A 22,897-nucleotide genomic window follows, 5' to 3' on the forward strand; every position below is an offset into this window, starting at 1 on the left:
GATTCCGCGCCGCTCAGGAGGACGTGGCCACGCCCAGCGCCTGGGCCAGTACCCGCCACGCCTTCGGCAGCTGCGCCTGGAAATCCGGCCAGGTGTGCATGCCCTCCGCGGTGTACTCCACGGTGGCGGGGATCTTCAGCTCGTCCAGACGCGCGACGAACCGCTCGGTGCACGCACGGGCGCCCGCCTCCAGCGCCGCGCCACCACCCGCTGTCCGCAGCGCCTCCGCGATCGTCGGGGAGTTCGCGACCGCCACCAGATCGGCGCCGGTCGGCACGCCGGTGGCCGCCGAGAGGTAGATCGCGGTGCCGCGCAGCGCTTCCGCTTGCAGCAGGCTGTCGTGCGCGGCCCATTCCGGTGAGGTCGGCGGGCCCCACAGATTGTCCACGTTGCCGCCGCGCGAGGCGACCGTGATGGTGGTGACCGCGTGACCCAGCGGGTCGGCGGTGGAATAGCACCCGCTCATCCCGGCCACGGCGCGATACCAGCCGGGATGGCGCTGGGCGAGCATCATCGCCGCCTGCGCGCCCATCGAGACGCCGGCGATGGCGCGGCGTCCGTCGGTGCGCAGCAGCGATTCCACGATGGGCGGCAGCTCGGTGGTGAGGAACGTCTCCCAGCGGTTGAGGCCCAAGGCGGTGTCGTGCCGGGCCCAGTCGCTGTACATGCTGCCGGTGCCGCCGCCGGTCAGCACCACGTCCACCGGTTTGTCCGCGAAGAACTCGGCGGCCCCGCCCTTGGTCAGCCACGCCGAGGTGGCGTCGCCGTCGACGCCGTCGAGCAGATACAGCACCGGGCGCGGCGCCTCGCCGCTGCCGCGCAGCACCTCGACGGTGATGACCCGGCGCATCGCCGCCGAGGCGATGGACAGCCGTTCCCGCCCGGGAGCGACCTGCTCGATCGAGAGCAGCCCCGTGCGGGTCATGGCCGGATCGACCGCGGGCGGCGGGGTGGGCGGTACCGGATCGGCCGGCACGGGGGCAGCGGTGGCCACGGCGATGAGGGTCATCGCCGCCACGGTGATCGGTACGCGCAGATTCATCCTGCCGCGGCAGCCCGTTCCGCTCGTCTGGCCGCCGCGCGTTCGCGCCGCTCCTCGAACCGCCGCGCCCGGATCTCGAGATCGTCCAGGTAGGCGTGCAGCTCGTCGCGGGCGCGTTCACCGTCGCCGGTCAGATCGGTCCGTTCGAAGACGCGCCACGCGCGTAGCACCGGACGCACTACCACGTCGAGATGTTGACGCAGGTCGTAGATGCCGTGTTCGGCCAGCAGCACCGCGTTGCGCCGGAAGTTCGGCTGGGTCAGTCCGGGCATCTGGAAGCGGGTGACCACGCTGGTGATCGCGCGTAGCGCTGCGTTCGGCACCAGGTCCAGGGCCGCGGCGCTGATGTTCCGGTAGAAGATCATATGCAGGTTCTCGTCGGCGGCGACACGCTGCAGCATACGCTCGGCGATGGGTTCCTCGCAGGCCGCTCCGGTGTTCCGGTGGCTGATCCTGGTCGCCAGCTCCTGCAGTGTGACGTAAGCCACCGAACGCAGGAATATCTGCCCCGTGTCGGGTTTCGCGAAGCCCGAGGTCATGTGCGCCATCCGCGCCTGCTCGAGCAGCACCGGATCGACCGCGCGCGTCACGACCAGATAGTCGCGCATCACGATGGCGTGGCGGTTCTCCTCGGCGGTCCACCGGCCGACCCAGGTGCCCCACACTCCGTCCAGGGAGAACGATTCCGAGATCTCCCGGTGATAGGACGGCAGATTGTCCTCGGTGAGCAGATTGGTGATCATCGCGGTCTGCGCGACCTCGGAAAGCCCGGATTGCCCCGGCTCCCACTCAATTCCGCCGAGGGCCGCGAAATTGCGCCCGTCGTCCCAGGGCACGTAATCGTGCGGATTCCATGACTTCGCCTTGCGCAGATGATCATTGAGCAGGCGTTCGGCGGTGGGCTCGAGTTCGCGCAGAATATCGCGATCGGACAACGCGGTGGACACTCGCACTCCTTTGCTCACCCTCGAGATCAGGGCACAGTCGACGATACCCGCGAAAGGTCAGGCCGACCGGCCGATTACGTGATCGTTGGGCGCGGTGACGATGGTCATGTGACCAGGCTGGGGCAGCTCACAACCTGCGGTCTCGCCCGCGTCGGCCACCTGATACAGCCCAGCGGGCCTGCCCGCCGCCCGCAACCGGTCCAGCAGGTCGTGGGCGCGGCCGGCCAGTTCGGGGATGCGCGCGGTGCGCCCGGCGGCCACCGCGGCGGTCAGCGGCACCTCGGCGGCCTCGCCGACGATGGCCAGCACGTCCTCGGTCATGCTGAACATGCCGGTGCGGGCGGGCGCCTCGTCGATCGGCACCAGCACCGTGCCGCCCGCGGCGGACAGCACCGACAACGCCCGGGAGCCGAGCGGATCGGCCAGCGCGGCCTGGACCCGGCGGAGTTTGCGCCGGGCCGCGTCCGCCCCCGCGCCGGGTCTTCGCTCGTCCGGGTGCGCCGGAATGCCCAGCGCCACCACCTGGTACGACCGGGCGATCGGAATGCCCGTCGCCCTCGCCAGTTCACCGACCGCGTGTCCACCGAGCAGGGCGGAGACCAACGTCTGGGCCGCGGTCTGATGCTCCCGCGCGACCGCGCGGTGCTCGTCCACATAGGCGGTCGACGCCGCCACGGTCACCATTTCCAAGACGTGCACCGCCAGCCGGGCACCCGCGAGAAATTGATCGGTCTGCTCGCCGGCGACCTCGTCGGCGAGGAATTCCAAACCGTTGCGGATTTCGTCGTGATACGCGCCGAGCACCGTTTCCAGCGCGATGCCCTCCCGCGCCCAGCGCGAGGCGAAACCGGCGATTTCCGGTGGCCGAACCGCCGCGGGCGCCGGACGCGGAGCCAGCAGTTCGACGGCGGCCGCCAAACAGTTCCGCGCGGTGGCCGCGACATCGCCGGACGCGTCGTGGCCGGAATGCTCCGCCAGGTGTTCGACGAGTTTCGATGTCAACGTCTCGGTACTCGTTCTCGGCTGCCTGCCCATCATGCCTCCCGAAGGTTAGCGACGGATCGTGATGGAATCGAGATATGTTCGGCCGAATCAGGTAAGTCATCAGCGGGCGCCCGACCCGTTGGGCGGAATCACAAGCGTTCGAAGCGATTTCGGGAGGGCCGAGCCGGGCACGGAGAGAGCTGCTGCGGCACCGCGGTTTTCGGATCCGGCCCTGGCCGTCGCGGACGCACCGATTCCCGGAGTATCGGATCGAACCCGGCCGTCTCGAACGCACCGATCTGTGAAATATGTGACGCAGCGCCGTCCGCGCATTTCCGGCGCTGCGTCGAGACCACCCTAGATCCGTCCGCCCCGCCCTGAGAAGCCCCCGCCGAGGCCCTCGGGACGGTTCATCGGCACTTGTGCCCGCGATTGGGACCTCGCACAAATCGTGTCCGCGCCCCGGCAGAGGGTACCGGTGTCATGCGCCGAGAGCCAGGAGAGTAAACCTGTGAGGTGTCCCATGAGATCTTCTGAACGCCTGTGCGGCGGACAGCACCGCCGATAGCATCGAACGCCGCGCTGCCGCACGGCGTCGCGACGAGTTCGAAGGACTACACCATAAATGAGCGGTACGCGAGAAAAGCTGGACGAGCTGCGGGGACTGCTGGAGCTTGCCGAGGAACCAGCCGGCGAGGCCGGCATCGCGAAACGCAAGAGTAAGGGCATCCCCAGCGCGCGGGAACGGGTGCGCGCACTGCTGGACCCGGGCAGTTTTGTCGAGATTGGCGCCCTGGTGCGCCAGCCCGGCACCTCCGGAGCCATGTACGGCGACGGTGTGGTCACCGGCCGGGGCCGGATCGACGGCAGACCTGTCGTGGTGATCGCGCACGATCAGACCGTTTTCGGCGGATCGGTCGGTGAGATGTTCGGCCGCAAAGTCGCCAAGGCGCTGGATTTCGCCACGGCCAACGCCTGCCCGGTGGTCGCCATCAACGACTCCGGTGGCGCCCGCATCCAGGACGCGGTCACCTCCCTGGCCTGGTACGCGCTGATGAGCCGCCGCCAGGAGCGGCTGTCGGGCTTCGTGCCGCAGGTGTCGATCATGCTGGGCAAGTGTGCGGCCGGGTCGGTCTACGCACCGGTGAACACCGACATCCTGATCGCGACCGAGAAGTCGTACATGTTCGTCACCGGCCCCGAGGTGATCAAGGAGGTCACCGGCGAGGAGGTGACCATGGAGGAGCTGGGCGGCGCGCAGGCGCAGGCCGCCAACGGCACCATCCACCACGTCGCCGCCACCGAGCAGGAGGCGTTCGACTGGGCCAAGACCTATTTGAGCTATCTGCCGTCGAGCTGCCTGGAGCAGGGCCCGGTCGTCAACCCGGGGCTGGAGCCGCAGGTCACGCCACACGATCTGGAACTGGACTCGATAGTGCCCGATTCCGATCGGGAGGGCTACGACATGCACGAGATCCTGCTGCGCCTGTTCGACGACGGCGACTTCCACGAGATCAGCGCGGCCACCGCGCAGAACCTGATCACCGGTTTCGCCAGGGTGGACGGGCGCAGCGTCGGGGTGATCGCGAACCAGCCCCTCGTACTCGGCGGCGCCATCGACGCGAAGTGCTCGGACAAGGCGACGCATTTCATCCGGCTGTGCAACGTCTTCGGATTGCCGCTGATCTTCGTCGTGGACACCCCCGGTGTGCTGCCCGGCGTGGAGGAGGAGCGCAGCGGGGTGATCAAGCGCGGCGGGCGGTTCTTCCGCGCGGTGATCGAGGCGACCGTCCCCATCGTGACCGTCGTGGTCCGCAAGGCCTACGGCGGCGGTTACGCGGTGATGGGCTGCAAGCAGCTCGGCGCCGACATCAGCTTGGCCTGGCCCACGGCGCGCATCGCCGTGATGGGTGCGGAGAGCGCGGTGAGCATCGTCGGCAAGCGCCGCCTCGCCGAGATGCCCCCGGACCAGCGGGCGGCCGCGCGGGACTTCATGATCGAGCAGTACAACGCGACCGTCGCCACACCGTGGATCGCCGCCGAGCGCGGCTACATCGACGCGGTGATCGAGCCCTCGCAAACCAGGCTGGAGATTCGCCGCGCGCTGCGCCTGCTGCGCGAGAAAGAGGCGAGCGCCGAACCGAACCCGCGCAAGCACAGCCTCTTCCCGGTCTGAGCCGCCCCGCGGGCACCTTAGGTTGTTTCACAACATAACTGGGCTTACGTGGTGCAATTTCCGGTAACCCCCGGGGAATCGGGCGGTCCGGCCCGCCGATGCCTTAATCTCGGAGGCAGTGCCGGGCCGCTTCGTTCGCCGCGATGTGGCCGGGCACGCGACGTGCCCGCTGTGCCTGTTCCCTACCCTTGCCCGGCGGGCACGCCGCACCGAGGCTCAGCCGTGACCCCAGGTGAGATCGGCGGCCACCCATTCCGACTCCCATTGCCGCAGCCGACGCCGATCGAGTCCGCGGCGAACCAGCAGGTAGCTGCCCGCGAGCACGACCGAGACACCCAACACCGCACCGGCGGTGAGCATCACCGCCTTGCTGGCGGGCTGGGTGGCCGACGGCGGCTCCACGATCGCACCGGCTTCGTTCAGCCAGATCGGCACGATGGAACCCGGCTCCACCACCGTGGTCGATTGATAGTCACCGGTGCGTTCCACGCCTTCGGCGTCCTTCCAGGACACCCGCGCGGGTATCACCGGCGCGTACAGGGGCGCCTTCCCGGCTTCGATCACGGTGGCGTCGACTTGGCGCAAGCGCGCCGTCTCGGCTTGCACCACGGCCGTTTCCACGCGATACACCTGTCCTCCGACGGTGACCGCCAGCACGGGCACGACGATCAGGAACACCAGGGCGAGCAGCACCGCCACGCCGGTCTGCACCCGGTCTTCCCTGCGGCGCAGCGGGTTTCGGTCCAGTCCGACGCGTCGGCACGTCCGGCGGTACATGTTCACCGACGGGGTAGACATGACGGTGACTCCTCGTTACGGGATTCGGCGGTGAGGATGACGAGGGTGTCGAAGAACTCTTCGACGAGGCCGGGCAGACCCATCGGATCCGGGCCCGCGGCCCAGCTCTGCAGCGCCGCGAGCAGCATGCCCGCACCGGCGCCGACAGCGACGGCCGGACGTGGATCGGTCAGCGGATCGACGCCGAGCCGCTGCGCGATGATCCGCACCGATTCGCGCTGCCCGTCGATGCGAATGCGCTGATAACCGGCGAACAGTTCGGGTTCGTCGTCGAAGCGCTGGAACAGTGCCCAGCGGCGCGCCAGCAGCGCGGCGCGGGCGCCACCGTACTCGGCGGCGAGCCAGTCGTGGACGGCGTTGCGATAGGCGATCAGGGGCGGTTCGGCCGGGGGACGGCGGCGCAGCGCCCCGTTGAACAGATGGACGTCCTGATCGACATCGCCGAGAATCGCCGCCTCTATGGAGGCGAAATGCCTGCTGAACGTGCGCCGGGTGACACCGGCGCGCAGCGCGATGTCCTCGACGGCCACCGCGTCCAGTCCGCGCTCGGTGAGCAGGTCGAACGCCGCGCGCGACAGCGCCTCACGGCTGCGCCGAGTGCGCAGCCGACGACCGTCCAGACCGACACCGTCGTCGCCCATGAGCACATGATACCTCTTATTGTCCCGATGGGACAATACTTTGCCCGACCCCGGCATGCGCATCACCTCGCCGAGGAAATGCCCGATCCGGACAGGTCGAATCACCGGGCCGAGGCGGAGCCCGGCGTGTCACGCCCGGCGTTTCAGCCGGCGGCCGATCCCCCGCAAGCGCGCAGCGGTATCCCGCCGAGGCGGGACCCGGTCATCCCCGCATGCGGTCCACGGGTTCGTCGACGGTCGGAACGACGCCGTCGCGCAGGAGCTGGAGCAGCCCGCGGGAATGCTCCGGTGGCGGCGCGAGCACCAGAAGCTGGTTCAGCACCGCGTAATACACATCCAGGTCGGCGATCTTGTCCAGATAGAGCGCGCTGGTCAGCTGCTGGAGATAGACGATGTCGGGCAGATCGGTCTCCGCGAAGCGCAAGATGGTGAACGCCCCGTCGGTGAGCGCCGGACCGCCCACGTCGTCGGCCAAGATCTGGACGGTGATGTTCGGCTGGGCCTCCATGCGCAGCAGATGGTCGAGCTGGGCGCGCCAGACGGTGGAACCGCCGATCCTGCGCCGCAGCGCGGCTTCCTCGATGATCACCCAGAGCTGGGGCGGGTGCGGGCCGGTGAGAATGTCCTGCCTGCGCATCCGCAGCGCGACACGACGCTCGATCGACTCCTCCGGCTCGCCCGGATGGGACAGGGTGAGCAGCGCGCGGGCGTACTCCGGCGTCTGCAGCAGCTCCGGGACCGCCCGCGGTTCGTAGCTGCGGATCCGGCGCGCCGCCTGTTCCAGTCCCAAGTAGGTGTCGAACCACTTCGGCAGCCAGTCGTTGTCCCGCGCCCACCAGCCAGACGTGTTCGCCTGCCTGGCCAGTTCCAGGTATCGCTGGCGTTCCTCCGGATCGGTCACCCGGTAGAGGTCGAGCAGGTCGACCAGATCACGTTCCCGGCAGCCGGTGCGCCCGAGTTCCAGCCTGCTGATCTTCGAGTGCGACCCGCGAATGGCCTCGCCCGCGTCTTCCCGGGTGAGGCCGCGGGACTCGCGCAGCCGGCGCAGGCGACCACCCAGGACCATGCGCAGGACCGTGGGCCCGCCACCGGACACGGGATCGGCACCGGCCGACCCGGTGTCCTGTCGGGGCTTCGAAGCACGCATGCCCCGAGTCTGCCATGCACACCCAGTCGTTAGCTATGGACGAAAGTCCCTGTACGGACGGGTATTCGGGTTCGACCAGGTCGGGCATACCGGTCAGAATCGACCCGAGGGCTGCTCCACGACGTGCGGCTCGCGCTCGCGCAAGGCCGCGACGAGTTCCCGGGTGTACTCCGGCGGCGCGGCGTGCACCGACAGCAGATTCGCCACCGCGCGGTACGCCGCGAGGTCGGCCTCCTTGTCCAGGTACAGCGCGCCGGTGAGCTGCTGGAGATACACGATGTCGGGCAGATCCGCCTCGGCGAAGCGCAGCATGGTGAACGCGCCGTCGGCCAGCGCGGGGCCGCCGACATGGTCGGCGAGCACCTGTACCGTGATGTTCGGCGCCTCCGCCGCCCGGAGCAGGTGCTCCAGCTGGGCCAGCCACACCTGCGATCCGCCGATCCTGCGCCGCAGCGCGGCTTCCTCGATGATCAGCCACATCTGGGGCGGGTCCGGCCTGGTCAGGATCTCTTGGCGGCGTATACGCAGGGCCACGCGCCGCTCGATGGACTCCTCGTCCTCGTGCGGATGCGCGAGCACGAACAGTGCGCGGGCGTAGTCGGGAGTTTGCAGCAGCTCCGGGATGACCCGCGGTTCGTAGCAGCGGATCAGCTGCGCGGCGTGTTCCAGCCCGAGATAGGTGTCGAACCACTTCGGCAGCCAGTCGGTGTCGCGATGCCACCATCCCGAGGTGTTCGCCTGCTTGGCCAGGCGCTTGAACTCGGCGCACTCCTCGTCGTCGGTGACGCCGTAGAGCGCGAGCAGATCGACCAGGTCCCGTTCCCGGAAACCGGTACGCCCCAACTCCAATCGGCTGATCTTGGAGTGCGAGCCGCGGATCGCCTCGCCCGCTTCCTCGAGCGAGATACCGCGCGCCTCACGCAACCGCCGCATCCGCCCGCCGAGGATCATCCGTAAGGCGGTCGGGCCGCCCTCCGCAACCGGAGTCGTTGCGCGAGCGATGGATTCGTTTTGAGACCGCACTACCGAAGCACGCATGTACCGAGTCTCGCATGCGCCGGGCCCACACTCCAGCACCGCACCCGCCGAATCGCAGTGAATGCGCAGGTGTAAGCACATCCGCAAGATCATCGAGAGCGGCATCGGGACCCCGCTCGGCTACGGAGAGGCGGCGCTGCGTGTGCTCGACGCCGACGCCACGCCGGTCCCCGACGACTTCTCGGCAGCGATGGAACGCACCGACGTGACGATCGGCGATCGGCGATCGCGGTCCGCTCTCGCCCGCAAACCGCGGGAACGGCATGCCTGCCGGTGTCCACCACGGCAGACGACGGCCAGGTCCGGATCCGTCTGGACACCCGGGATGCCGCGATGGACCGGTCCATGGCGTGCGATCTCCAGTACGCCGCCGCGACAGCACCGGCACCCGCGCTTCCCGCCGAGGCCGGGCAGGCCGGTTCAGCGCAGCAGCACGTCGGCCGTCGCGCGACCGAACAGTTTGCGCTCACCACAGGTCGCGGTCAACGCGATGGTGGCGGCACGGCGATCGGGATCCAATTGCTTGACGCGGCCCTGGAATTCGATCGTGCTCGCCCTGGCCGCCTGGACCGGGGCGAACCCGGCGAACCGCACCCCGTACCGCGTCACGGCGGCCGGATCACCGAGCCATGACGTGAGATATCCGGCGCCGAGGCCCATCGTCAACAGCCCGTGCGAGACCACATCGGGCAGACCGGCGCTGCGGGCAACCACGTCGCTGAAGTGGATCGGATTCGAATCACCCGACACCCCCGCGTAATTCACCAGATCACCGCGAGAGATCTGGACGGTGCGCGGCGCGAGTTCCATGCCGACGGACAGGTCCTCGAAAGCGGGAACGGTTCGCGGCGTCCGCGGTTCGTCGGGCGAATCCGGCTGTGCCGTCTCCTCGAAGCACTCGATGAGGCCGCTGTCCTCGCCGGTCCCGCGGGCGGCGGCCGCGTCCGACCGGTCGGTGGTCGACTGCCCCGTCATGATCACGCCCTCGACCGCCGCGCGCAGATCGGCGGCGAGGTCCACCCCGGTCTGGGCCACCGCCGTGGTGTGCGCGGTCTGCAACACTTCCTTGTACTGGTTGCTCAGCACGTTCTTGGTGACCATGAAGTCCTTGTCACCGAACTGCCGGAACGACTCGATGTAGGAGTCGCATCGCACCTCGTCGCCCGCGACGATCGGCCGGTGCACCTGGATGGACTGCTCGGTCTGCAGCACCTGGCCGAGGTCGTAGCCGGTGAGCACGGACTCGAACATTTTGCGCTGCATCAACATGAGCACGATCGAGGAGAACGTCAGCGGCGCGACGAGCCCGTCGTAGCCCAGCCGCACGGCGGCGTCCTCGTGCCGGTGCGCCGGATGGCCGTCCTGCAGCGCTCGCGCGAACTCCCGGATCTTCTCGCGTCCCACCTCGTACGGGTCGGTCAGGCGGTAGTGCCGCCCGACCAGTGCCTTGGCCTGTTCGGACGCGGTGGTCGTGATGTCGTTCATGTGCCTCTCTCGAGAATCGGGCGTCACCCCGCCCGGACCGGCCAACGGTACCGAAGCCGCGACGACGCCGCACAGCATTCTCGCCAGAGCTGGGCATACGACCGAAGGGCCGAAGGGGGACACACAGTGTTGATCGCGATCGCGGGCCCCCCGCGTTAACCGGAGCCCTCCCGGTGCCGTCACACGGTCAGCACTCGTCGGGCGCCCGGACCCCCTGCAACCTCTCGTCCAGCCAGACCATGGCTTCCGGATAACCGAGCGCACCCGCGATGATGTGCTCACCGAGCACACTGCGGTACACCGCGGGCACCCCGAGACGGCACTGCTCCAGGTAGAGATTGCGCGCGCCCTCGGCCGGGATCCAGAACTCCTGTTCCCCGTTGTAGATGTACAGCGGAGTCGCCGACCGCATGCCGGCCATCTTGGTCACCCGGTAGATGTCCGCGGCCAGCGCCGAGTGCAGCGGATCCGGGAAGTTCGCGGCGATGTCGATCGGCAGCATCAGCAGGCCGATCGCTCCGTAGCTGCTGCCGCACATGTTCTTCACCGGCGAGGTGGCCACCCACTGGGCGAGATTGTTCATCCTGGCCAGGATCTCCGGCCGCTCGCGGCCGATCCCGAAGACCGCGCCCATGAATATCGCCGAGGCGAGATTGCCGTTCATGCTGCGCGCCAGGATCTCGTAGTCGGCGGGCACCCCGCCGAGCGCGGCGCCGACGATTACCTCCGCCAATTCCGGTGCGTAGCCATCGATCAGCTTCACCGCGCCATGCGTCGCGATCGCGCCGCCGGAATAGCCCGCGAGACCGAACTCGGCGGCGCCGAACTCCTCCGGCAGCAGATTGCGCACCGCCCTGATCGAGTCGAGCACCGCGTGACCGGCCACGATCGGTTCGGCGTAAGCCATCGACGGGCCCTCATGGTCCGGGATCAGTACGGCGTAACCGCGCAGCGCCGCCACGTGTGTCGTGGGCGGCAGGAAATCGGTGAAGCTGGTGTCCGGGTTGAGCCCGTGCGCGAGGGTGTATCCCGGTGTGCAGGTACGACCCAGGGCATCGATGGGCAGATTGTTCACCACCACCGGTCGCGGCCCCCGCCCAGGCCACGGCGCGGCGGGAACGACCAGCGTCGCGGTGGCATATGACGGCGCGCCGTGCGCGTCCGACGTGCGGTACTTCACCAGCTGCGCGCGCTGAATCGGCATCAGCATCAACGGCGCGGTCGTCACGGTCACGTCGCGCACCTCGATGACCTGCCCCTCGGCCAGTTCGTCCAGATTCGCGGGCCGCAGGTCGAAGATCGGGTCGCCGACGGCGGAGGGCAGCGCGGCCGAGCGCAGCGCCGCCAGCGACGGCGACAGCGTAGTCGCCTCGTGCGCAGGGAAACCCGGCTCCGGCAGCGGCGCGATCGGCGGTGGCGGGATCACCTGATCGATGAGCTGTTGCAGACCGGGCAGCAGCCCGCCGGGCGGCGGTAGCGTGCCCGACACATCGGGCAGCGGCAAGGCGGGCGGCGGCGCCGCGGCGGCGGGGACAGCCAGCACCGAGCTGGCGGCGAGCAATGCGACAGCAATGGCACGCGATACTCTCATGGCACACGCCTCTGGGTGCGAACGGCAACGTCGTCTGGCACCCGGGCGCACTGGCCGCGACCGCCGAAATGTCCCCTGTCAGATCGGGAGCCAGGACGTCAGGCTACGTCAGCGCCCGTGCCTGCATGCAGTAAAGCGTCCGAGTTGTGTTGTCGCGTATCCATATCGCAACAACCGGCCGAGACCCGTATCCGGAGAACGGGTCCCGGCGCGGCCGTCCGCGTGTCGTCGCTCAGCAATTGCTCGGCGCGGGCTCCCCCCGGAAACGGGCGTCCAGCCAGTTCAGCGCCGCGGGAATGCCGAGCACCGCGGCGGTCAAATGGTCCGGAACCGGAATCTCCTCGGTTTGCACCTTGGCACCCGCGGCACACCACCGCTTGTCGGTGTTGACCACCGAGTCGATCGGAATGAGCCCATCGATGGGCGAATGCCATTCGAACACCGGCGTCTTGGGCACACCGTCGTAGAGCTCGAGGCTGTTCTCCTCGACCACGGCGCGCGCGGTGTCGTCGTTGATCATCGAGGTCGTCTTGGCGAAGTCCAGCGCACCGCGACCGGCCCCGGTCGAGAGGATGTCATTGGTGCAGCTGTTCGCGATCTGCGCGCGGGCAGCCAGGCCACGCTCGTTCAACTGGTCGCTGAGCGGGAAACGCGTCGGATACTCGCGCTCGAGCCCGAACCCGGCGGCGAATGCGAGCCCGAACACCGGGTGCGGATTCAGACCGAGTCCCTCGAGCATCTTCACGAGATTCATCGGCACGCCGCCCATGGCCGCGCCCGCGATCTCCAGCTCCGGTGCGTACTTCGGCTGCAGAGCCGCCGCCCACGCGGTGGCCATTCCGCCGCCGGAGTATCCCACCATCGCCACCGGGCTGCGCTGCACCCCGAGTTCGGCGACCTGCTTCACGGCGCGAATCCCGTCCAGCGTGATCTGCCCGCCGAGCTTCGCGGCGCCGTAGGCGAAATTCGGCCCGAGATGATCGGGCAGCGCAACACTGTAACCGCGCGCGAGCAGGACGTTCCAGCCCGGCGCCTCACGCACGACCAGGTTCGGGTCGCCGGTGTAGAGCACCCGGGAGACCGAGCATTCCGAGCCGAGCCCGTTGATGATGTGCTGGAACGACAGCAGCGGCCCGTCGGCGCGGTGCGCCTTGGGCGTCAGCACGGTGGTGGTCGCGGCGATCGGTTTGCCCTCCGAGCTCGTCGACCGGAACCGGACCACGGTCACCGTGGTCTCCGGGAAGATCGCCAGCGGAGGCATCACACGGGTGGCGATCAGGTCGCCGGGCTTGCGTTCGGCGATGTCCGCCGGTGTCGCGTAGAAGGGATCCGGATCGGGCTCGGGGTACAACGGTGCGCTGGTCGCCGCACCGGCCATGCTCGCGACCAGGACCAGGCCCGCGGCCATCGCTCCGATCGCACGTGCGAGACGTCGTCGCCCCACTCCCCTGCCCCACGAACGTGGGCCCTGACTCATCGACGTGTGCCTCCTGAATCGTCCAACGCTGTAAATCATCCTCGGCAACATCGCCACGCGGGGCACTACCCGACGCGATCATGTTGACAATTCACAAGTTTGGGGTGCACGGACGGTGATCGCGACGCGCCCCGGCTGGTGACTGTACCCCACCGGCGCGGGTCCGTTCTGTGACATTTCCAGCCGATAACCTGGAACATGTTCTCAGCAGTGACGGCCCTCTACCGTCGGTCCTACCGGCGCGGCTGCCGCGCAGGCCGGAAGGAGACGGTGGCATGGACGGCACTGCGCGCAGACTCGCTGACCGCGACGACACCCAGGACCAGCCCACGCAGCGGATCACCGTCTACTTCGACGGCCCCACTCCCGACGACGCGCTGATCCTCGAGTACGCGGCGACCCGCACCGAAGCGTGGGAGTTCACCTCCGCCGCCGCACACGCCGGGCTCACCGTCACCGTCGACGGCCAGGTCCGTCCCGGCCTGCGCAGGCTACCGTGCCGATCGCTCTGGCGCTGAGTACGCGGGCTCAGGGCTGATCGAGCACACCGCGCAGGAACGCGAGCGCGTCGGGAAACGCTTCCCGCGCCGCGCCCAGATGATCGCCGGGATAGAAGCCCACCCGCAGATCGGTGCCTGCGGCGCGTAGCTCCGCGATCAGCTCGAGCGTCAACGGCGCGGGCACCTCCAGATCGGTCAGCCCTTGACCGAGATACAGCGGCACGGTGTAGTCGCTGGTCGGTATCCGCAACATCGCGCGCACCGCGGCCAGCAGCGCAGGGTCGTCCAAAGGCCGTGACAGCATGGCGCCGATGCCGATGCCGGACACCTGCGCGTCCGCCTCCGCGGCGCAGTCCGCTTCCACGACGCGCAGCACGTCTCGGCCGACCGGCGTCAGGTAGCTGTCGATGTCCAGCTCCGGTGCGCTGGCCCGCAATCCGGCCAGCAGCATGCCGAAGTAGGTTGTCGTCTTCTGCAGCGGCAGCCGCGGCAGCCAGGGCCCGGCCAGCGGGAACACCAGATCCAGATTCGACGGGGTGCCGGTCGCGGCCGCACCGCGCAGCTCGAGCTCCGGCGCGTCGCCGGGTGCGAGGTGGGCGGTGAACAGCGCCGCGTGCCCACCCTGCGACTGACCGAACACCGCCCAGCGGGTGCCGAGCGAGGGGGCGACCGCTCGTGCGGCGCGTACGCCGTCGATGATGCTGCGAGCCTGCGCGGGACCGTCCAGATACGGATGCACGCCGGGAGTGCCGAGTCCGACATAGTCGGAGATCACGACCGCGTATCCCGCGCGCAGCAGTTCCGGGTACACCGACGTCAGGTAGTAGTCCCGGGCTTGCAGCGTGAACGCGCACTCGTCGGCGATCCCGGACGTGCCGTGCGCGTAGGCGATGATCGGCCAGCCGCCCTGCGGCGGAGCACCTTCGGGCAGGTACAGCACTCCGGTGCTCAGCATCGGACCGCGCGGGCCGCGCGACCAGTACGTCAGCCGCTCCGCGGTGGTCGCTCCCTGCACGTGCAGCCGCCCGGCCAGCTCCACCAGATCCGTGACCGTGCCGGGCGCCTCGCACGCCCGCGCGCCCGCGGGCCCGGCAAACGCGACCGTCACCGAGACCACGACGCCCGCCGCCCCCACCATGATCCGTCCACACCGCACCGACCGACTATCCCCACCCGCGGCCGTAGCGGCAAGCCACCACAATCGGTGGCCCGTCCGGGCGACCTCGCCGTGGCCGCTCGCGCTCGCTAGGCTCGGTTGAGCACGCCGGAAAGCGGTGCCGAGGAGAACACAGGAGGTTCGACCGTGGCGCAGCGGTACCCGTATCGCCTCGTCACCGGGCGCCGCGCCGCAGCGCTGCTCTCGGCAGGCCTGCTGCCACTGGCGGTGGCCTGCGGAGCCGAGGAATCCGGGCCTCCGGCGACCACGACCGCGGGCACGACGACGACCACCCCGACCGCACCGGTCTCGGCGCCACTGGCCGCGGTACCGTCCGTCGACCCCTACGCGGGACAGCCGCTGGTCGATCACGTCACCTGGACCGAGACGATCGACGGGCCGCGGCTGCTCGTCTTCCCCACGCAGGCCGGTCGGCAGACCACCTTCCCCGGCTCGGACGAACGGGCCTGGCAGGAAGTCGTGGCCCGGTCGGCGGACGCCGACGCACCCGGCATGCGCGATCAGTTCGTCTGTCACTGGGCGTGGGCGCGGCTGGTCCAGCCGAACAAGCCGAGCTGGAACTTGGAACCGTGGCGCCCCGCGGTCGGCTACCAGGCCACCGTCGAAGCGCGCTGTAATCCCGGCGGACCCGAGCGCTGAGCGCGGGCGCCGCCCCGACCGGAAGGAGCGATCCATGCGCGTCGTCATCGCAGGCGGACATGGAAAGATCGCATTGCTGCTCGCCCCCTTGCTCACCGAGCAGGGCCACGAGGTCGCCGCCCTGATCCGCAATCCCGAGCACGCGGACGATGTGCGCCGCACCGGCGCCGAACCCGTGCTGTGCGACTTGGAGAATGTCGGCGCCGACGAACTGGTTGCGGTCGTAAAAGGCTGCGAAGCGGCGATTTTTGCCGCGGGCGCGGGGCAGGGCAGCGGCGTCGAGCGGAAATACACGGTCGATCTGGGTGGCTCGGTGCGGCTGGCCGAGACGGCCGAGCGCACCGGGGCGCGCCGTTTCCTGCAGATCTCCACGATGGGCGCGGGCCGCCCGCCCGCGGCCGGCTCCGACGAGGTGTGGGCGGCGTACGTCGACGCCAAGACCGAGGCCGAGAACGATCTGCGCAGCAGAGATCTCGACTGGACCATCCTGCGGCCCGGCCGCCTGACCGACTCCCCCGGCACCGGGCTGGTGACGCTCGCACCGCCCCCGCTCGAGCGCGGCGAGGTCGCCCGCGCCGACGTGGCGGCCGTGCTGGCCGGACTGCTGCCCGCCGCGCCCACCGCCGGAACAACGCTCGAACTGATATCGGGCGGAACTCCGATTAGCCAGGCAATAGCGCAACTGGCCGACTGAACCGTCGTGAACCTCGCTACCGCCCTTGCCGATTGACGCCAACGGTCACGATGGGAGAACAACCGTGTTCAGTCGTATCGTCTCGATGAAGATCCGCCCCGGCTCTCGAGCGGAGTTCCTCGCGGCCATATCCCGCAGCGCCGACGCGTCGGTACGGACCGAACCCGGCTGCCTGCGTTTCGACATCTGCGCAGATCGGGTGGACCCACACCGATTCTTTCTCTACCAGCTCTACACCGACGACGAGGCGGCCGAAGCGCATCGTTTCACCGAACATTTTCTCGCCTGGCGGGCCGCGGCGGACCAATTCGTCGAGCCGGGTACACAGATCGACTACAGCACGGACGTCCTATTCGGCCGCGACTGAATTTCGCCCGGCGGGCACCGCGTCCGCAAACTTCCGGACGCGAATTGCCTGCGCGCACGTGCAATCGATCGTGCAGATGTGCTTGCATCTGAAAGGTACGGCGGCATAAACTCGGTGCCGCAACGCTTTACAGGGGACCACCAGGGGAGGCCGCGTGGGCGAGCCGAAGGCCGAAGCCGCCGTGGGTTTGCCGCCGCCAGTCGAAGCAGGGGCGTTCGAATGGAACAACCACTTACCGGCGGTCGGTTCGGATCAACCGACACCGCACTGGCCGACCAGCCAGCGAACGGTAGACATATGAGCACATCCACGGCCCGCAGTGGCCACAGCAATACCGCATTCTCCCGAGAAACCGCCATGGCATACGTTATCGATGCCGTCGAATCCACCGGGGCGGCAACTCGGCACGATTTCGATATCGAGCGAATCGTCACCACCGCGCACGCGATGGCCGACGACTGGGATCTCGGGACATTGCAGTCCGCGACATTCTGGCGAATCGCCTCCAGCTTCATCAAGCAGTAGCGAACCAGCCTCGCCGTCCGAGCCCGGCGGGTAACGAACTATTCTGTGCCACGAGCACTTTCGTCGCGTCGCGCCCGACGCCGGTGCGTGTCCACCACGATGCACCGACGCCGGGCGCCGACCCGTGCGGACAACTTTACCGGCGACCCCACCGCCGATGATCAAAGCGAGCAAACGCGTGGCCACCTCCGATTCCGGAGGTGGCCGCGCGGTTCAGCGGGTCTTACGGCTGTGCGCGACGCCGCCGCGCGATCTCAACGCCCGTCGGCATACTTCTCCATGATCTCGATCGACTTCTCCGGACGCTCGGCCTGAACGCTGAGCCGGTCCATCACCGACAGATACAGCGCCAAGTCTTGCCGTCGCTCGAGGTACAGCGCGCTGGTCAACTGTTCGAGGTACACGATGTCCGGCAGTTCCGACTCGGCGAAACGCAGGATGCTGAAGGAGCTTCCCGCCGCGGCGTGCTCCCCCGCGGTGAACGGCAGCACCTGGATCGTCACGTTCGGCAGCTTCGCCAGCCGCACCAGGTGCAGCATCTGCTCCCGATGCACCTGCGGGCCGCCGACGGGCCGATGCAACGCCGCTTCGTCGAGCACCGCCCAGACCACCGGGGGGTCCGAGCGGAAAAGGATCTCCTGCCTGCGCTGACGCACCGCGACCCGCCGATCCGTGTCGGCGTCCTCGTACCCGAGCGCCACGACAGCCCTGGCGTATTCGGGCGTTTGCAGCAGACCGGGAACAAGATGCGACTCGTAGGTGCGGATCTTGCTCGCGGCCTGTTCGAGACCGAGGTAGGTGCCGAACCACTGTGGCAGCAGGTCGCTGTAGCGATGCCACCAGCCGGGCTCGTTGGCCTGCCTGGCCAATTCGAGGAACGACTCGCGCTCCTCGGGGTCGTGGACTCCGTAGAGGGTCAGCAGGTCGCGGATGTCGCGTTCCTTGAAGCCGGTACGGCCCAGCTCGAGACGACTGATCTTGGCGTGCGATCCGCGGATCGCATCGCCCGCTGCCTCGCGGGTGATGTTCCTCTTCTCCCGGAGCTTGCGCAGCTGACCGCCCAACGCGATGCGTAGCACGGTCGGACCACGTTCCGCGACAACGGATTGCACGTGACCATCGTCATCGGGTTCAGCGATCATCGAGTTCGTCTCCGATACTCCGGGGGTTGCCCACAGTGTGTCACATCTCCATGTCGTGAGACACACCGCACCGACCGCTAATGTTACCGCTCAGCTAGTCAAATAGTCGAACTCTCCGGCCTTCGCGCCGCGAACGAACGCATCGATCTCCGGACGGGTGTAGACGAGCACACCGCCCTCCGGATCCCGCGAGTTACGTACCGCCACCTGGCCGTTGGCCGTTTCGGCCACCTCGACGCAGTTGCCGCTCGGATTACTGAAGGAACTCTTACGCCAAGTTCCGACGATCTCGTTGGTGGATGTATCCGACATCTTCCCACTCCTCGGTTACCGCAGTTAGGCGATTCGGTTCGTGCAGATGCACGTTCAAACGTTCTTGCATTTGCACCAACACCGGACGATAGCACGAAGTTCGCCCTCTGCGCGCCCGCAGATTCGGACCATTCGGCCGGGATTGTGAAACGGGGTCGCGTCGACACCGAAACACCCAGATCAGCTCCCCGATCCGACCCGCTTACGGAGGGCGAATCTTGTACTGTCACAGTGCACATCGGATGTACCAGTCATTCGCGACACCCCCACGCGCCCACCCGCACGGCCGTGCCGCGGACACCGTTTTTTGCGAGGAGTCCACCCCATGCCCGAAGACCACAGCCCCCTCATCCGGACCGACATCCCCCACTCCGCGCGGATCTGGAACTACTGGATGGGCGGTAAGGACTACTACGAGATCGACCGCATCGCGGGCGACGCCGGAATCGAAGTCGACCCGGACATCACCACCATGGCCGTGCAGTCGCGCCAGTTCCTCATCCGCGCCGTGCGTTACCTCGCCGGCGAGGTGGGCATCCGCCAGTTCCTCGATATCGGCACCGGCCTGCCCACCATGCAGAACACCCACGAGGTCGCCCAGAGCGTCACGCCCGACGCCCGGATCGTCTACGTGGACAACGACCCCCTTGTGCTCACGCACGCGCGGGCGCTGCTCACCAGCACCACACCCGAAGGCGTCACCACCTACGTCGACGCCGACTACCACGATCCCGAGCGGATCATCGCCGACGCCAAGAACGTCCTGAACTTCAACGAGCCGATCGGCGTGATGTTCATGGGCGTGCTCGGCCACGCCAAGACCTACGACGACCTCCTGCGCATCGTGCACACCGTGCTGGACGCCGTGCCGTCGGGCAGCCACTTGGTGATGTGGGACGGCACCGACGACAGCAAGGCCTATGTCACCCTGTGCGAGAACTACACCGGCACCGGCGGCACTCCTTATGTCCCGCGCCCGCAAGCTCAGATCAAGGCCGTCTTCGACGGCTTGGACCTGGTCGAGCCGGGCTTCGTGTCCATCACGCAGTGGCGCTCGGGCGACACCGAGGTCGGGGAAGCGCGGCCGATCTCCGCCTACGGCGCGGTCGCTCGCAAGCCGTAAGCCCCCTGGACACCAAACCGCAAGCGGCACAGCGGCGGTCGCCGGTCTCGCACCGGCGACCGCCGCCGTCTTTTTCTCTGACCGATCGTGCAGATGTACTTGCATCTGTAAGCGAAGCAGGCATAGACTCGAACTCGAAATCGGGGAGGTACGCAGGGAGTTCGAGCCCGCGCACCAGCACGACGACCTCCCCGCCGCATGTTCGGACGCGAGGGGTAGTCGAATGATCGAGCCATTTCGAACGCCCCGCCGGGTCGCCGTGATCGATGGAGCCGGCGCCGAATCCCTACGCCGGCTCCCGTCGCCCGAGTTCTCCATGTCCGACTGCGCGGTGGAGCCCCGCGGCCTCACCTACCGGCAGGCACGCGACATTCTCTACGCCCATGAGGTTCACGGCCCGCAGTGCAGGCAGTGGCTGGCGGCCGCCGCCTATCTGTCCGCCGGGCTGGACGACGAGTAATCCTCATAGCTTGGCGCACAGCTGATTTCGCTGCTGCGCTGATCTCACTCCAGCGCCTCGATGCCGCGCGCCTGACCATCGGGTCATGATCGCCCTCGCGTGGTACGGCGAGCTCCTATCGATCTCACAGATCACTCCCGGTGGGCACGCGCCTTTCGTATAGTGATCGATCGACTCGGGCGCGATTTCTCGCACGCCTGGCGTGGCATTTGGAGCGAACTCGTAATGACCTACTCCGCGTTGGATCTGTCCGCCGACTCGTCCGACTCGGTGCTGGAAATCGGCGGACAGCCGGCTTCGGTGCCCTTGCAGAACACCGACAGTGTGGCCTCGCGCATGGTCGGATACTTCGAGAACTTCATGGCTCCCTGCCGGACGCTGCCCGGAGAGCAATTACGCGGAGACGTCACGAGACTCACCCGCAGCTGCCTCGAGCTCGCTGCCGAGATGTTCGACCGGCGTACCGTGCCCGACGAGCAACAGCTCGGCCCGGTGCGTGCGGCGGCCGCCCGCTGGGCCCGCGAGGGGGTGCCGCTGAGCACCATCCTGCGCGCCTACCACGAGGGCCTGCGCATGGCCTTCGGTCTGGTCACCGCCCGCGCCGAGGCCGACGACGTCGATGAGGTACTGGTCGCCGCCGATCTACTGCTCGAGTTGCTCGAGGCGATCACCGCGGCGGTGTCCGACGCCTATGTCGACGAACAGCACCTGGTTGCCAAGGAACATCAGACGGCGACGCAGACGCTCGCCTCGGCCCTGCTCAGCGGTCGTGGCAGCTCGGCGCTGGCACGGCAGACGGGCATTCCGATCGCGGAGTCCTATCAGGTTGTCGCCCTGTCGGTTCCGGAGCATCCGGACGAGTGCGACTCGCGCGTCGACGGAAACGTCGCCGCGCGCCGCAAGCTGCGGCGGTTGCAGTCCGAGCTGGCCACCGTGTTCGCCTCCCGCGCGCTCGCCCTGCTCAGCGCCAAAGGCGGCACCCTGCTCATCCCGTTGGGCGAGGAGGGCGGCACCGCCCTCACCGATACGACGCTGGGGCTGCTGGCCGAGGCCGCAGAGGTCCCGCTCACCGCGACCGTCGTGCCGACCGACACCGAGCAGATCCCGGAATCCGCCGATCAGGCACACGAGCTGCTCAATCTCGTGCGGGTGGGCGCCAGGCCGCCCGGGCTCTACCAGATGTCCGACCTCGCGGTGGAATACCAGCTCACCCGCAGCGGCCCGGCCACGCGGCGGATCGCGACCATCCTCGACCCGCTCGACGCCCATCCGGAGCTGTTCGACACCATGCGCGCCTACCTCGGCAACGACATGAACCGGCAGCTCACCGCGCGTCAGCTCTACGTGCACCCGAACACCGTCGACTACCGTCTACGCCGCATCGCCCAGCTGACCTCGATCGACCTGGCGACCTCGGCAGGCATCTCACAGGCGGCGATCGCCCTGCTGGCCCGGGACCTCGACCGCAGCGTCGCGCGGCGGCTGTGATGCCCGCGCCGTGACCCGATCGTGGCCTGTAACGGATTCGTGCTGGTCACCGAGCCGCGAACTTGCGATCCTGGTAGTTGCCGCGACGTCTGGATGGTGAAATATGCGAATTTCGGAGATCCTGCGCAGGAAGGGCAGCGACGTGGCCACCGTCGCACCCGACACGACGGTACGCACACTGCTCGCCACCCTGGCCGAGCGGAACATCGGCGCCGTCGTCGTGTCCCCGGACGGTGGCACGATCGCCGGCATCGTCTCCGAGCGCGACGTGGTCCGCAGTCTGCACGCCCGCGGTGCGGACCTGCTGGACACGCCGGTCTCGGCGATCATGACCGCCGAGGTGCGGACGTGTGCGCTCGACGACCGGGTGGACGGCCTGCGTCGCATCATGACCGACCACCGCATCCGGCACCTGCCCGTGGTGCACGAGGGCAGGCTGGTCGGCATCGTCAGTATCGGCGACGTGGTGAAGAGCGCGATCTCCGAACTGGCGACCGAACGCCAGCACCTCGTCGAGTACCTGCAGGGCAAGTACTAGAGCTCGTTCAGATTGCCCATGTCGGCCGAGAGCCAATGCTCCGGGCGCAGGAAGACCGCGACCTGCTCCCCGTAGGCCTCGGCCGCCTTCAGGTAGGCGTCGACAGTTTCGGCCGGGAGGTATCGCGCGGCCATTTCACGGTGCAGCTCGTCGGTCATCGGGGTGATCCGGGTGACCGAGCCCTCCACACTCACATATCGGACAGTGGGCTCGACGCGCTGCACCATCAGACCGAACCGGCCGGTCTCCCGCAGGTAGCGCATCTTCTGTGACTCCGGGCCGGTCAAGATCCAGATCTCGCCGCCGGGGCGGTACTGGTACCAGATCGGGACCGTCAGCGGGCCACGGCCGGCACCCGCGGCCACCGAGAACGCCGCGACGTGCGGCTGCGCGAGGAACTCTTGACGTTCTTCCACGGTCAGGGGCATGTCCTCCAGGCTAGTCGAAAGCCGTTGTCCACGAGAAAACTTCGAAGTCCGTACCGAAAATGCGTATCGTGGGTGACGTCCGAGTTACCGGTGAAGGGAGCGTCACATTGCGGTCCCCCGCCCCGAGATCGCCGGTGACGCGCGCGGCAGCGAAATCCCGCCCACCCCAGACGCCGCC

24 protein-coding genes are annotated in these 22,897 nt (G+C 68.3%); 10 read left to right on the forward strand and 14 right to left on the reverse strand.

The window, feature by feature from the left end; translation table 11 throughout:
* Positions 1 to 13: 13 nt before the first annotated feature.
* Genes LTT66_RS35415 through LTT66_RS35425 form a run of 3 tightly spaced genes read right to left on the reverse strand, consistent with a single transcriptional unit; the run spans position 14 to position 2,991 of the window.
* Entirely contained in the window at positions 14 to 1,009 is a 996-nt protein-coding gene (locus LTT66_RS35415; protein ID WP_233062815.1) for an alpha/beta hydrolase, read from the reverse strand.
* 29 nt (positions 1,010 to 1,038) lie between these two features.
* The gene (locus tag LTT66_RS35420) at positions 1,039 to 1,989 is read right to left on the reverse strand and encodes an acyl-ACP desaturase (RefSeq protein WP_233062816.1); all 951 of its coding nucleotides are present in this window, start codon (positions 1,987 to 1,989) and stop codon (positions 1,039 to 1,041) included.
* Between the two features lie 57 nt (positions 1,990 to 2,046).
* Positions 2,047 to 2,991 (reverse strand): transcriptional regulator, encoded by a 945-nt coding sequence (locus LTT66_RS35425; RefSeq protein ID WP_233062817.1) that lies wholly within the window; start codon positions 2,989 to 2,991, stop codon positions 2,047 to 2,049.
* A 607-nt stretch (positions 2,992 to 3,598) separates the two neighbouring features.
* On the opposite strand from LTT66_RS35425, the gene LTT66_RS35430 reads away from it, so the two are divergent.
* A complete protein-coding gene (locus tag LTT66_RS35430) occupies positions 3,599 to 5,149 on the forward strand; it encodes an acyl-CoA carboxylase subunit beta (RefSeq protein ID WP_233062818.1) in 1,551 nt (516 codons plus the stop codon).
* Positions 5,150 to 5,365: 216 nt separating this feature from the next.
* On the opposite strand, the gene LTT66_RS35435 is transcribed toward LTT66_RS35430, so the two are convergent.
* From LTT66_RS35435 to LTT66_RS35465, 7 genes are all read right to left on the reverse strand, one after another.
* On the reverse strand, positions 5,366 to 5,947 hold the full coding sequence (locus tag LTT66_RS35435; RefSeq protein ID WP_233062819.1) for an Rv1733c family protein: 582 nt from the start codon (positions 5,945 to 5,947) through the stop codon (positions 5,366 to 5,368).
* Positions 5,929 to 6,588: a TetR/AcrR family transcriptional regulator gene (locus tag LTT66_RS35440; RefSeq protein ID WP_233062820.1), complete on the reverse strand. Its 660-nt coding sequence runs from the start codon at positions 6,586 to 6,588 to the stop codon at positions 5,929 to 5,931. The genes LTT66_RS35435 and LTT66_RS35440 overlap by 19 nt, the downstream gene beginning before the upstream one ends.
* Before the next feature lie 202 nt (positions 6,589 to 6,790).
* Entirely contained in the window at positions 6,791 to 7,735 is a 945-nt protein-coding gene (locus LTT66_RS35445) for a helix-turn-helix domain-containing protein (protein WP_233062821.1), read from the reverse strand.
* 93 nt (positions 7,736 to 7,828) lie between these two features.
* A complete protein-coding gene (locus LTT66_RS35450; RefSeq protein ID WP_233062822.1) occupies positions 7,829 to 8,773 on the reverse strand; it encodes a helix-turn-helix domain-containing protein in 945 nt (314 codons plus the stop codon).
* Positions 8,774 to 9,193: 420 nt separating this feature from the next.
* Positions 9,194 to 10,258, reverse strand: a complete 1,065-nt coding sequence (locus LTT66_RS35455; RefSeq protein WP_233062823.1) for a fused (3R)-hydroxyacyl-ACP dehydratase subunits HadA/HadB — start codon at positions 10,256 to 10,258, stop codon at positions 9,194 to 9,196.
* A gap of 187 nt (positions 10,259 to 10,445) precedes the next feature.
* A complete protein-coding gene (locus LTT66_RS35460; protein ID WP_233062824.1) occupies positions 10,446 to 11,849 on the reverse strand; it encodes a lipase family protein in 1,404 nt (467 codons plus the stop codon).
* A gap of 232 nt (positions 11,850 to 12,081) precedes the next feature.
* Positions 12,082 to 13,257 carry a lipase family protein gene (locus LTT66_RS35465; RefSeq protein WP_233062825.1) on the reverse strand — a complete coding sequence of 392 codons (1,176 nt, stop codon included), beginning with the start codon at positions 13,255 to 13,257 and terminating at the stop codon, positions 12,082 to 12,084.
* A gap of 344 nt (positions 13,258 to 13,601) precedes the next feature.
* On the opposite strand from LTT66_RS35465, the gene LTT66_RS35470 reads away from it, so the two are divergent.
* Complete coding sequence (locus LTT66_RS35470; protein WP_181722163.1) at positions 13,602 to 13,844, forward strand: hypothetical protein; 243 nt, start codon at positions 13,602 to 13,604, stop codon at positions 13,842 to 13,844.
* A gap of 10 nt (positions 13,845 to 13,854) precedes the next feature.
* Here LTT66_RS35470 and LTT66_RS35475 read toward each other — a convergent pair whose 3' ends face one another.
* Positions 13,855 to 14,964, reverse strand: coding sequence for an alpha/beta hydrolase (locus LTT66_RS35475; RefSeq protein ID WP_408638892.1), 1,110 nt, complete (start codon positions 14,962 to 14,964; stop codon positions 13,855 to 13,857).
* A gap of 165 nt (positions 14,965 to 15,129) precedes the next feature.
* Here LTT66_RS35475 and LTT66_RS35480 point away from each other — a divergent pair, with 165 nt between their 5' ends.
* The 4 genes from LTT66_RS35480 to LTT66_RS35495 all read left to right on the forward strand — a co-directional run bounded on the left by LTT66_RS35480 (position 15,130) and on the right by LTT66_RS35495 (position 17,228).
* Positions 15,130 to 15,642 carry a DUF2599 domain-containing protein gene (locus tag LTT66_RS35480; protein WP_233062827.1) on the forward strand — a complete coding sequence of 171 codons (513 nt, stop codon included), beginning with the start codon at positions 15,130 to 15,132 and terminating at the stop codon, positions 15,640 to 15,642.
* Positions 15,643 to 15,676: 34 nt separating this feature from the next.
* Entirely contained in the window at positions 15,677 to 16,336 is a 660-nt protein-coding gene (locus LTT66_RS35485) for an SDR family oxidoreductase (protein ID WP_233062828.1), read from the forward strand.
* A 64-nt stretch (positions 16,337 to 16,400) separates the two neighbouring features.
* A complete protein-coding gene (locus LTT66_RS35490) occupies positions 16,401 to 16,703 on the forward strand; it encodes a putative quinol monooxygenase (protein WP_043690427.1) in 303 nt (100 codons plus the stop codon).
* Between the two features lie 297 nt (positions 16,704 to 17,000).
* The gene (locus LTT66_RS35495) at positions 17,001 to 17,228 is read left to right on the forward strand and encodes a hypothetical protein (protein ID WP_181722166.1); all 228 of its coding nucleotides are present in this window, start codon (positions 17,001 to 17,003) and stop codon (positions 17,226 to 17,228) included.
* 254 nt (positions 17,229 to 17,482) lie between these two features.
* On the opposite strand, the gene LTT66_RS35500 is transcribed toward LTT66_RS35495, so the two are convergent.
* Positions 17,483 to 18,370 carry a helix-turn-helix domain-containing protein gene (locus tag LTT66_RS35500; protein ID WP_181722167.1) on the reverse strand — a complete coding sequence of 296 codons (888 nt, stop codon included), beginning with the start codon at positions 18,368 to 18,370 and terminating at the stop codon, positions 17,483 to 17,485.
* Between the two features lie 90 nt (positions 18,371 to 18,460).
* Complete coding sequence (locus LTT66_RS35505; RefSeq protein WP_043690419.1) at positions 18,461 to 18,682, reverse strand: DUF397 domain-containing protein; 222 nt, start codon at positions 18,680 to 18,682, stop codon at positions 18,461 to 18,463.
* Between the two features lie 325 nt (positions 18,683 to 19,007).
* Between LTT66_RS35505 and LTT66_RS35510 the strand changes: the two genes are divergently transcribed.
* From LTT66_RS35510 to LTT66_RS35525, 4 genes are all read left to right on the forward strand, one after another.
* Positions 19,008 to 19,805, forward strand: a complete 798-nt coding sequence (locus LTT66_RS35510) for an SAM-dependent methyltransferase (RefSeq protein WP_233062829.1) — start codon at positions 19,008 to 19,010, stop codon at positions 19,803 to 19,805.
* A 223-nt stretch (positions 19,806 to 20,028) separates the two neighbouring features.
* Positions 20,029 to 20,265 carry a hypothetical protein gene (locus LTT66_RS35515; protein WP_195102420.1) on the forward strand — a complete coding sequence of 79 codons (237 nt, stop codon included), beginning with the start codon at positions 20,029 to 20,031 and terminating at the stop codon, positions 20,263 to 20,265.
* 225 nt (positions 20,266 to 20,490) lie between these two features.
* On the forward strand, positions 20,491 to 21,753 hold the full coding sequence (locus tag LTT66_RS35520) for a PucR family transcriptional regulator (protein WP_233062830.1): 1,263 nt from the start codon (positions 20,491 to 20,493) through the stop codon (positions 21,751 to 21,753).
* Positions 21,754 to 21,856: 103 nt separating this feature from the next.
* Positions 21,857 to 22,291 (forward strand): CBS domain-containing protein, encoded by a 435-nt coding sequence (locus LTT66_RS35525; RefSeq protein ID WP_233062831.1) that lies wholly within the window; start codon positions 21,857 to 21,859, stop codon positions 22,289 to 22,291.
* Here the strand turns inward: LTT66_RS35525 and LTT66_RS35530 are convergent.
* Positions 22,288 to 22,719, reverse strand: coding sequence for a pyridoxamine 5'-phosphate oxidase family protein (locus tag LTT66_RS35530; RefSeq protein WP_233062832.1), 432 nt, complete (start codon positions 22,717 to 22,719; stop codon positions 22,288 to 22,290). The genes LTT66_RS35525 and LTT66_RS35530 overlap by 4 nt on opposite strands.
* Positions 22,720 to 22,897 lie beyond the last annotated feature (178 nt).

Source organism: Nocardia gipuzkoensis (assembly GCF_021183645.1).
Classification (GTDB): Bacteria; Actinomycetota; Actinomycetes; order Mycobacteriales; family Mycobacteriaceae; genus Nocardia; species Nocardia abscessus.

Coding starts and splice junctions, on each gene's coding strand:
- LTT66_RS35415 (WP_233062815.1), bottom strand. CDS start 1,009: ATGACCCTCATCGCCGTGGCCACCGCTGCCCCCGTGCCGGCCGATCCG.
- LTT66_RS35430 (WP_233062818.1), top strand. CDS start 3,599: ATGAGCGGTACGCGAGAAAAGCTGGACGAGCTGCGGGGACTGCTGGAG.
- LTT66_RS35435 (WP_233062819.1), bottom strand. CDS start 5,947: ATGTCTACCCCGTCGGTGAACATGTACCGCCGGACGTGCCGACGCGTC.
- LTT66_RS35440 (WP_233062820.1), bottom strand. CDS start 6,588: ATGGGCGACGACGGTGTCGGTCTGGACGGTCGTCGGCTGCGCACTCGG.
- LTT66_RS35445 (WP_233062821.1), bottom strand. CDS start 7,735: ATGCGTGCTTCGAAGCCCCGACAGGACACCGGGTCGGCCGGTGCCGAT.
- LTT66_RS35450 (WP_233062822.1), bottom strand. CDS start 8,773: ATGCGTGCTTCGGTAGTGCGGTCTCAAAACGAATCCATCGCTCGCGCA.
- LTT66_RS35455 (WP_233062823.1), bottom strand. CDS start 10,258: ATGAACGACATCACGACCACCGCGTCCGAACAGGCCAAGGCACTGGTC.
- LTT66_RS35460 (WP_233062824.1), bottom strand. CDS start 11,849: ATGAGAGTATCGCGTGCCATTGCTGTCGCATTGCTCGCCGCCAGCTCG.
- LTT66_RS35465 (WP_233062825.1), bottom strand. CDS start 13,257: ATGGCCGCGGGCCTGGTCCTGGTCGCGAGCATGGCCGGTGCGGCGACC.
- LTT66_RS35470 (WP_181722163.1), top strand. CDS start 13,602: ATGGACGGCACTGCGCGCAGACTCGCTGACCGCGACGACACCCAGGAC.
- LTT66_RS35475 (WP_408638892.1), bottom strand. CDS start 14,964: ATGGTGGGGGCGGCGGGCGTCGTGGTCTCGGTGACGGTCGCGTTTGCC.
- LTT66_RS35485 (WP_233062828.1), top strand. CDS start 15,677: ATGCGCGTCGTCATCGCAGGCGGACATGGAAAGATCGCATTGCTGCTC.
- LTT66_RS35495 (WP_181722166.1), top strand. CDS start 17,001: ATGAGCACATCCACGGCCCGCAGTGGCCACAGCAATACCGCATTCTCC.
- LTT66_RS35500 (WP_181722167.1), bottom strand. CDS start 18,370: ATGATCGCTGAACCCGATGACGATGGTCACGTGCAATCCGTTGTCGCG.
- LTT66_RS35505 (WP_043690419.1), bottom strand. CDS start 18,682: ATGTCGGATACATCCACCAACGAGATCGTCGGAACTTGGCGTAAGAGT.
- LTT66_RS35510 (WP_233062829.1), top strand. CDS start 19,008: ATGCCCGAAGACCACAGCCCCCTCATCCGGACCGACATCCCCCACTCC.
- LTT66_RS35515 (WP_195102420.1), top strand. CDS start 20,029: ATGATCGAGCCATTTCGAACGCCCCGCCGGGTCGCCGTGATCGATGGA.
- LTT66_RS35520 (WP_233062830.1), top strand. CDS start 20,491: ATGACCTACTCCGCGTTGGATCTGTCCGCCGACTCGTCCGACTCGGTG.
- LTT66_RS35525 (WP_233062831.1), top strand. CDS start 21,857: ATGCGAATTTCGGAGATCCTGCGCAGGAAGGGCAGCGACGTGGCCACC.
- LTT66_RS35530 (WP_233062832.1), bottom strand. CDS start 22,719: ATGCCCCTGACCGTGGAAGAACGTCAAGAGTTCCTCGCGCAGCCGCAC.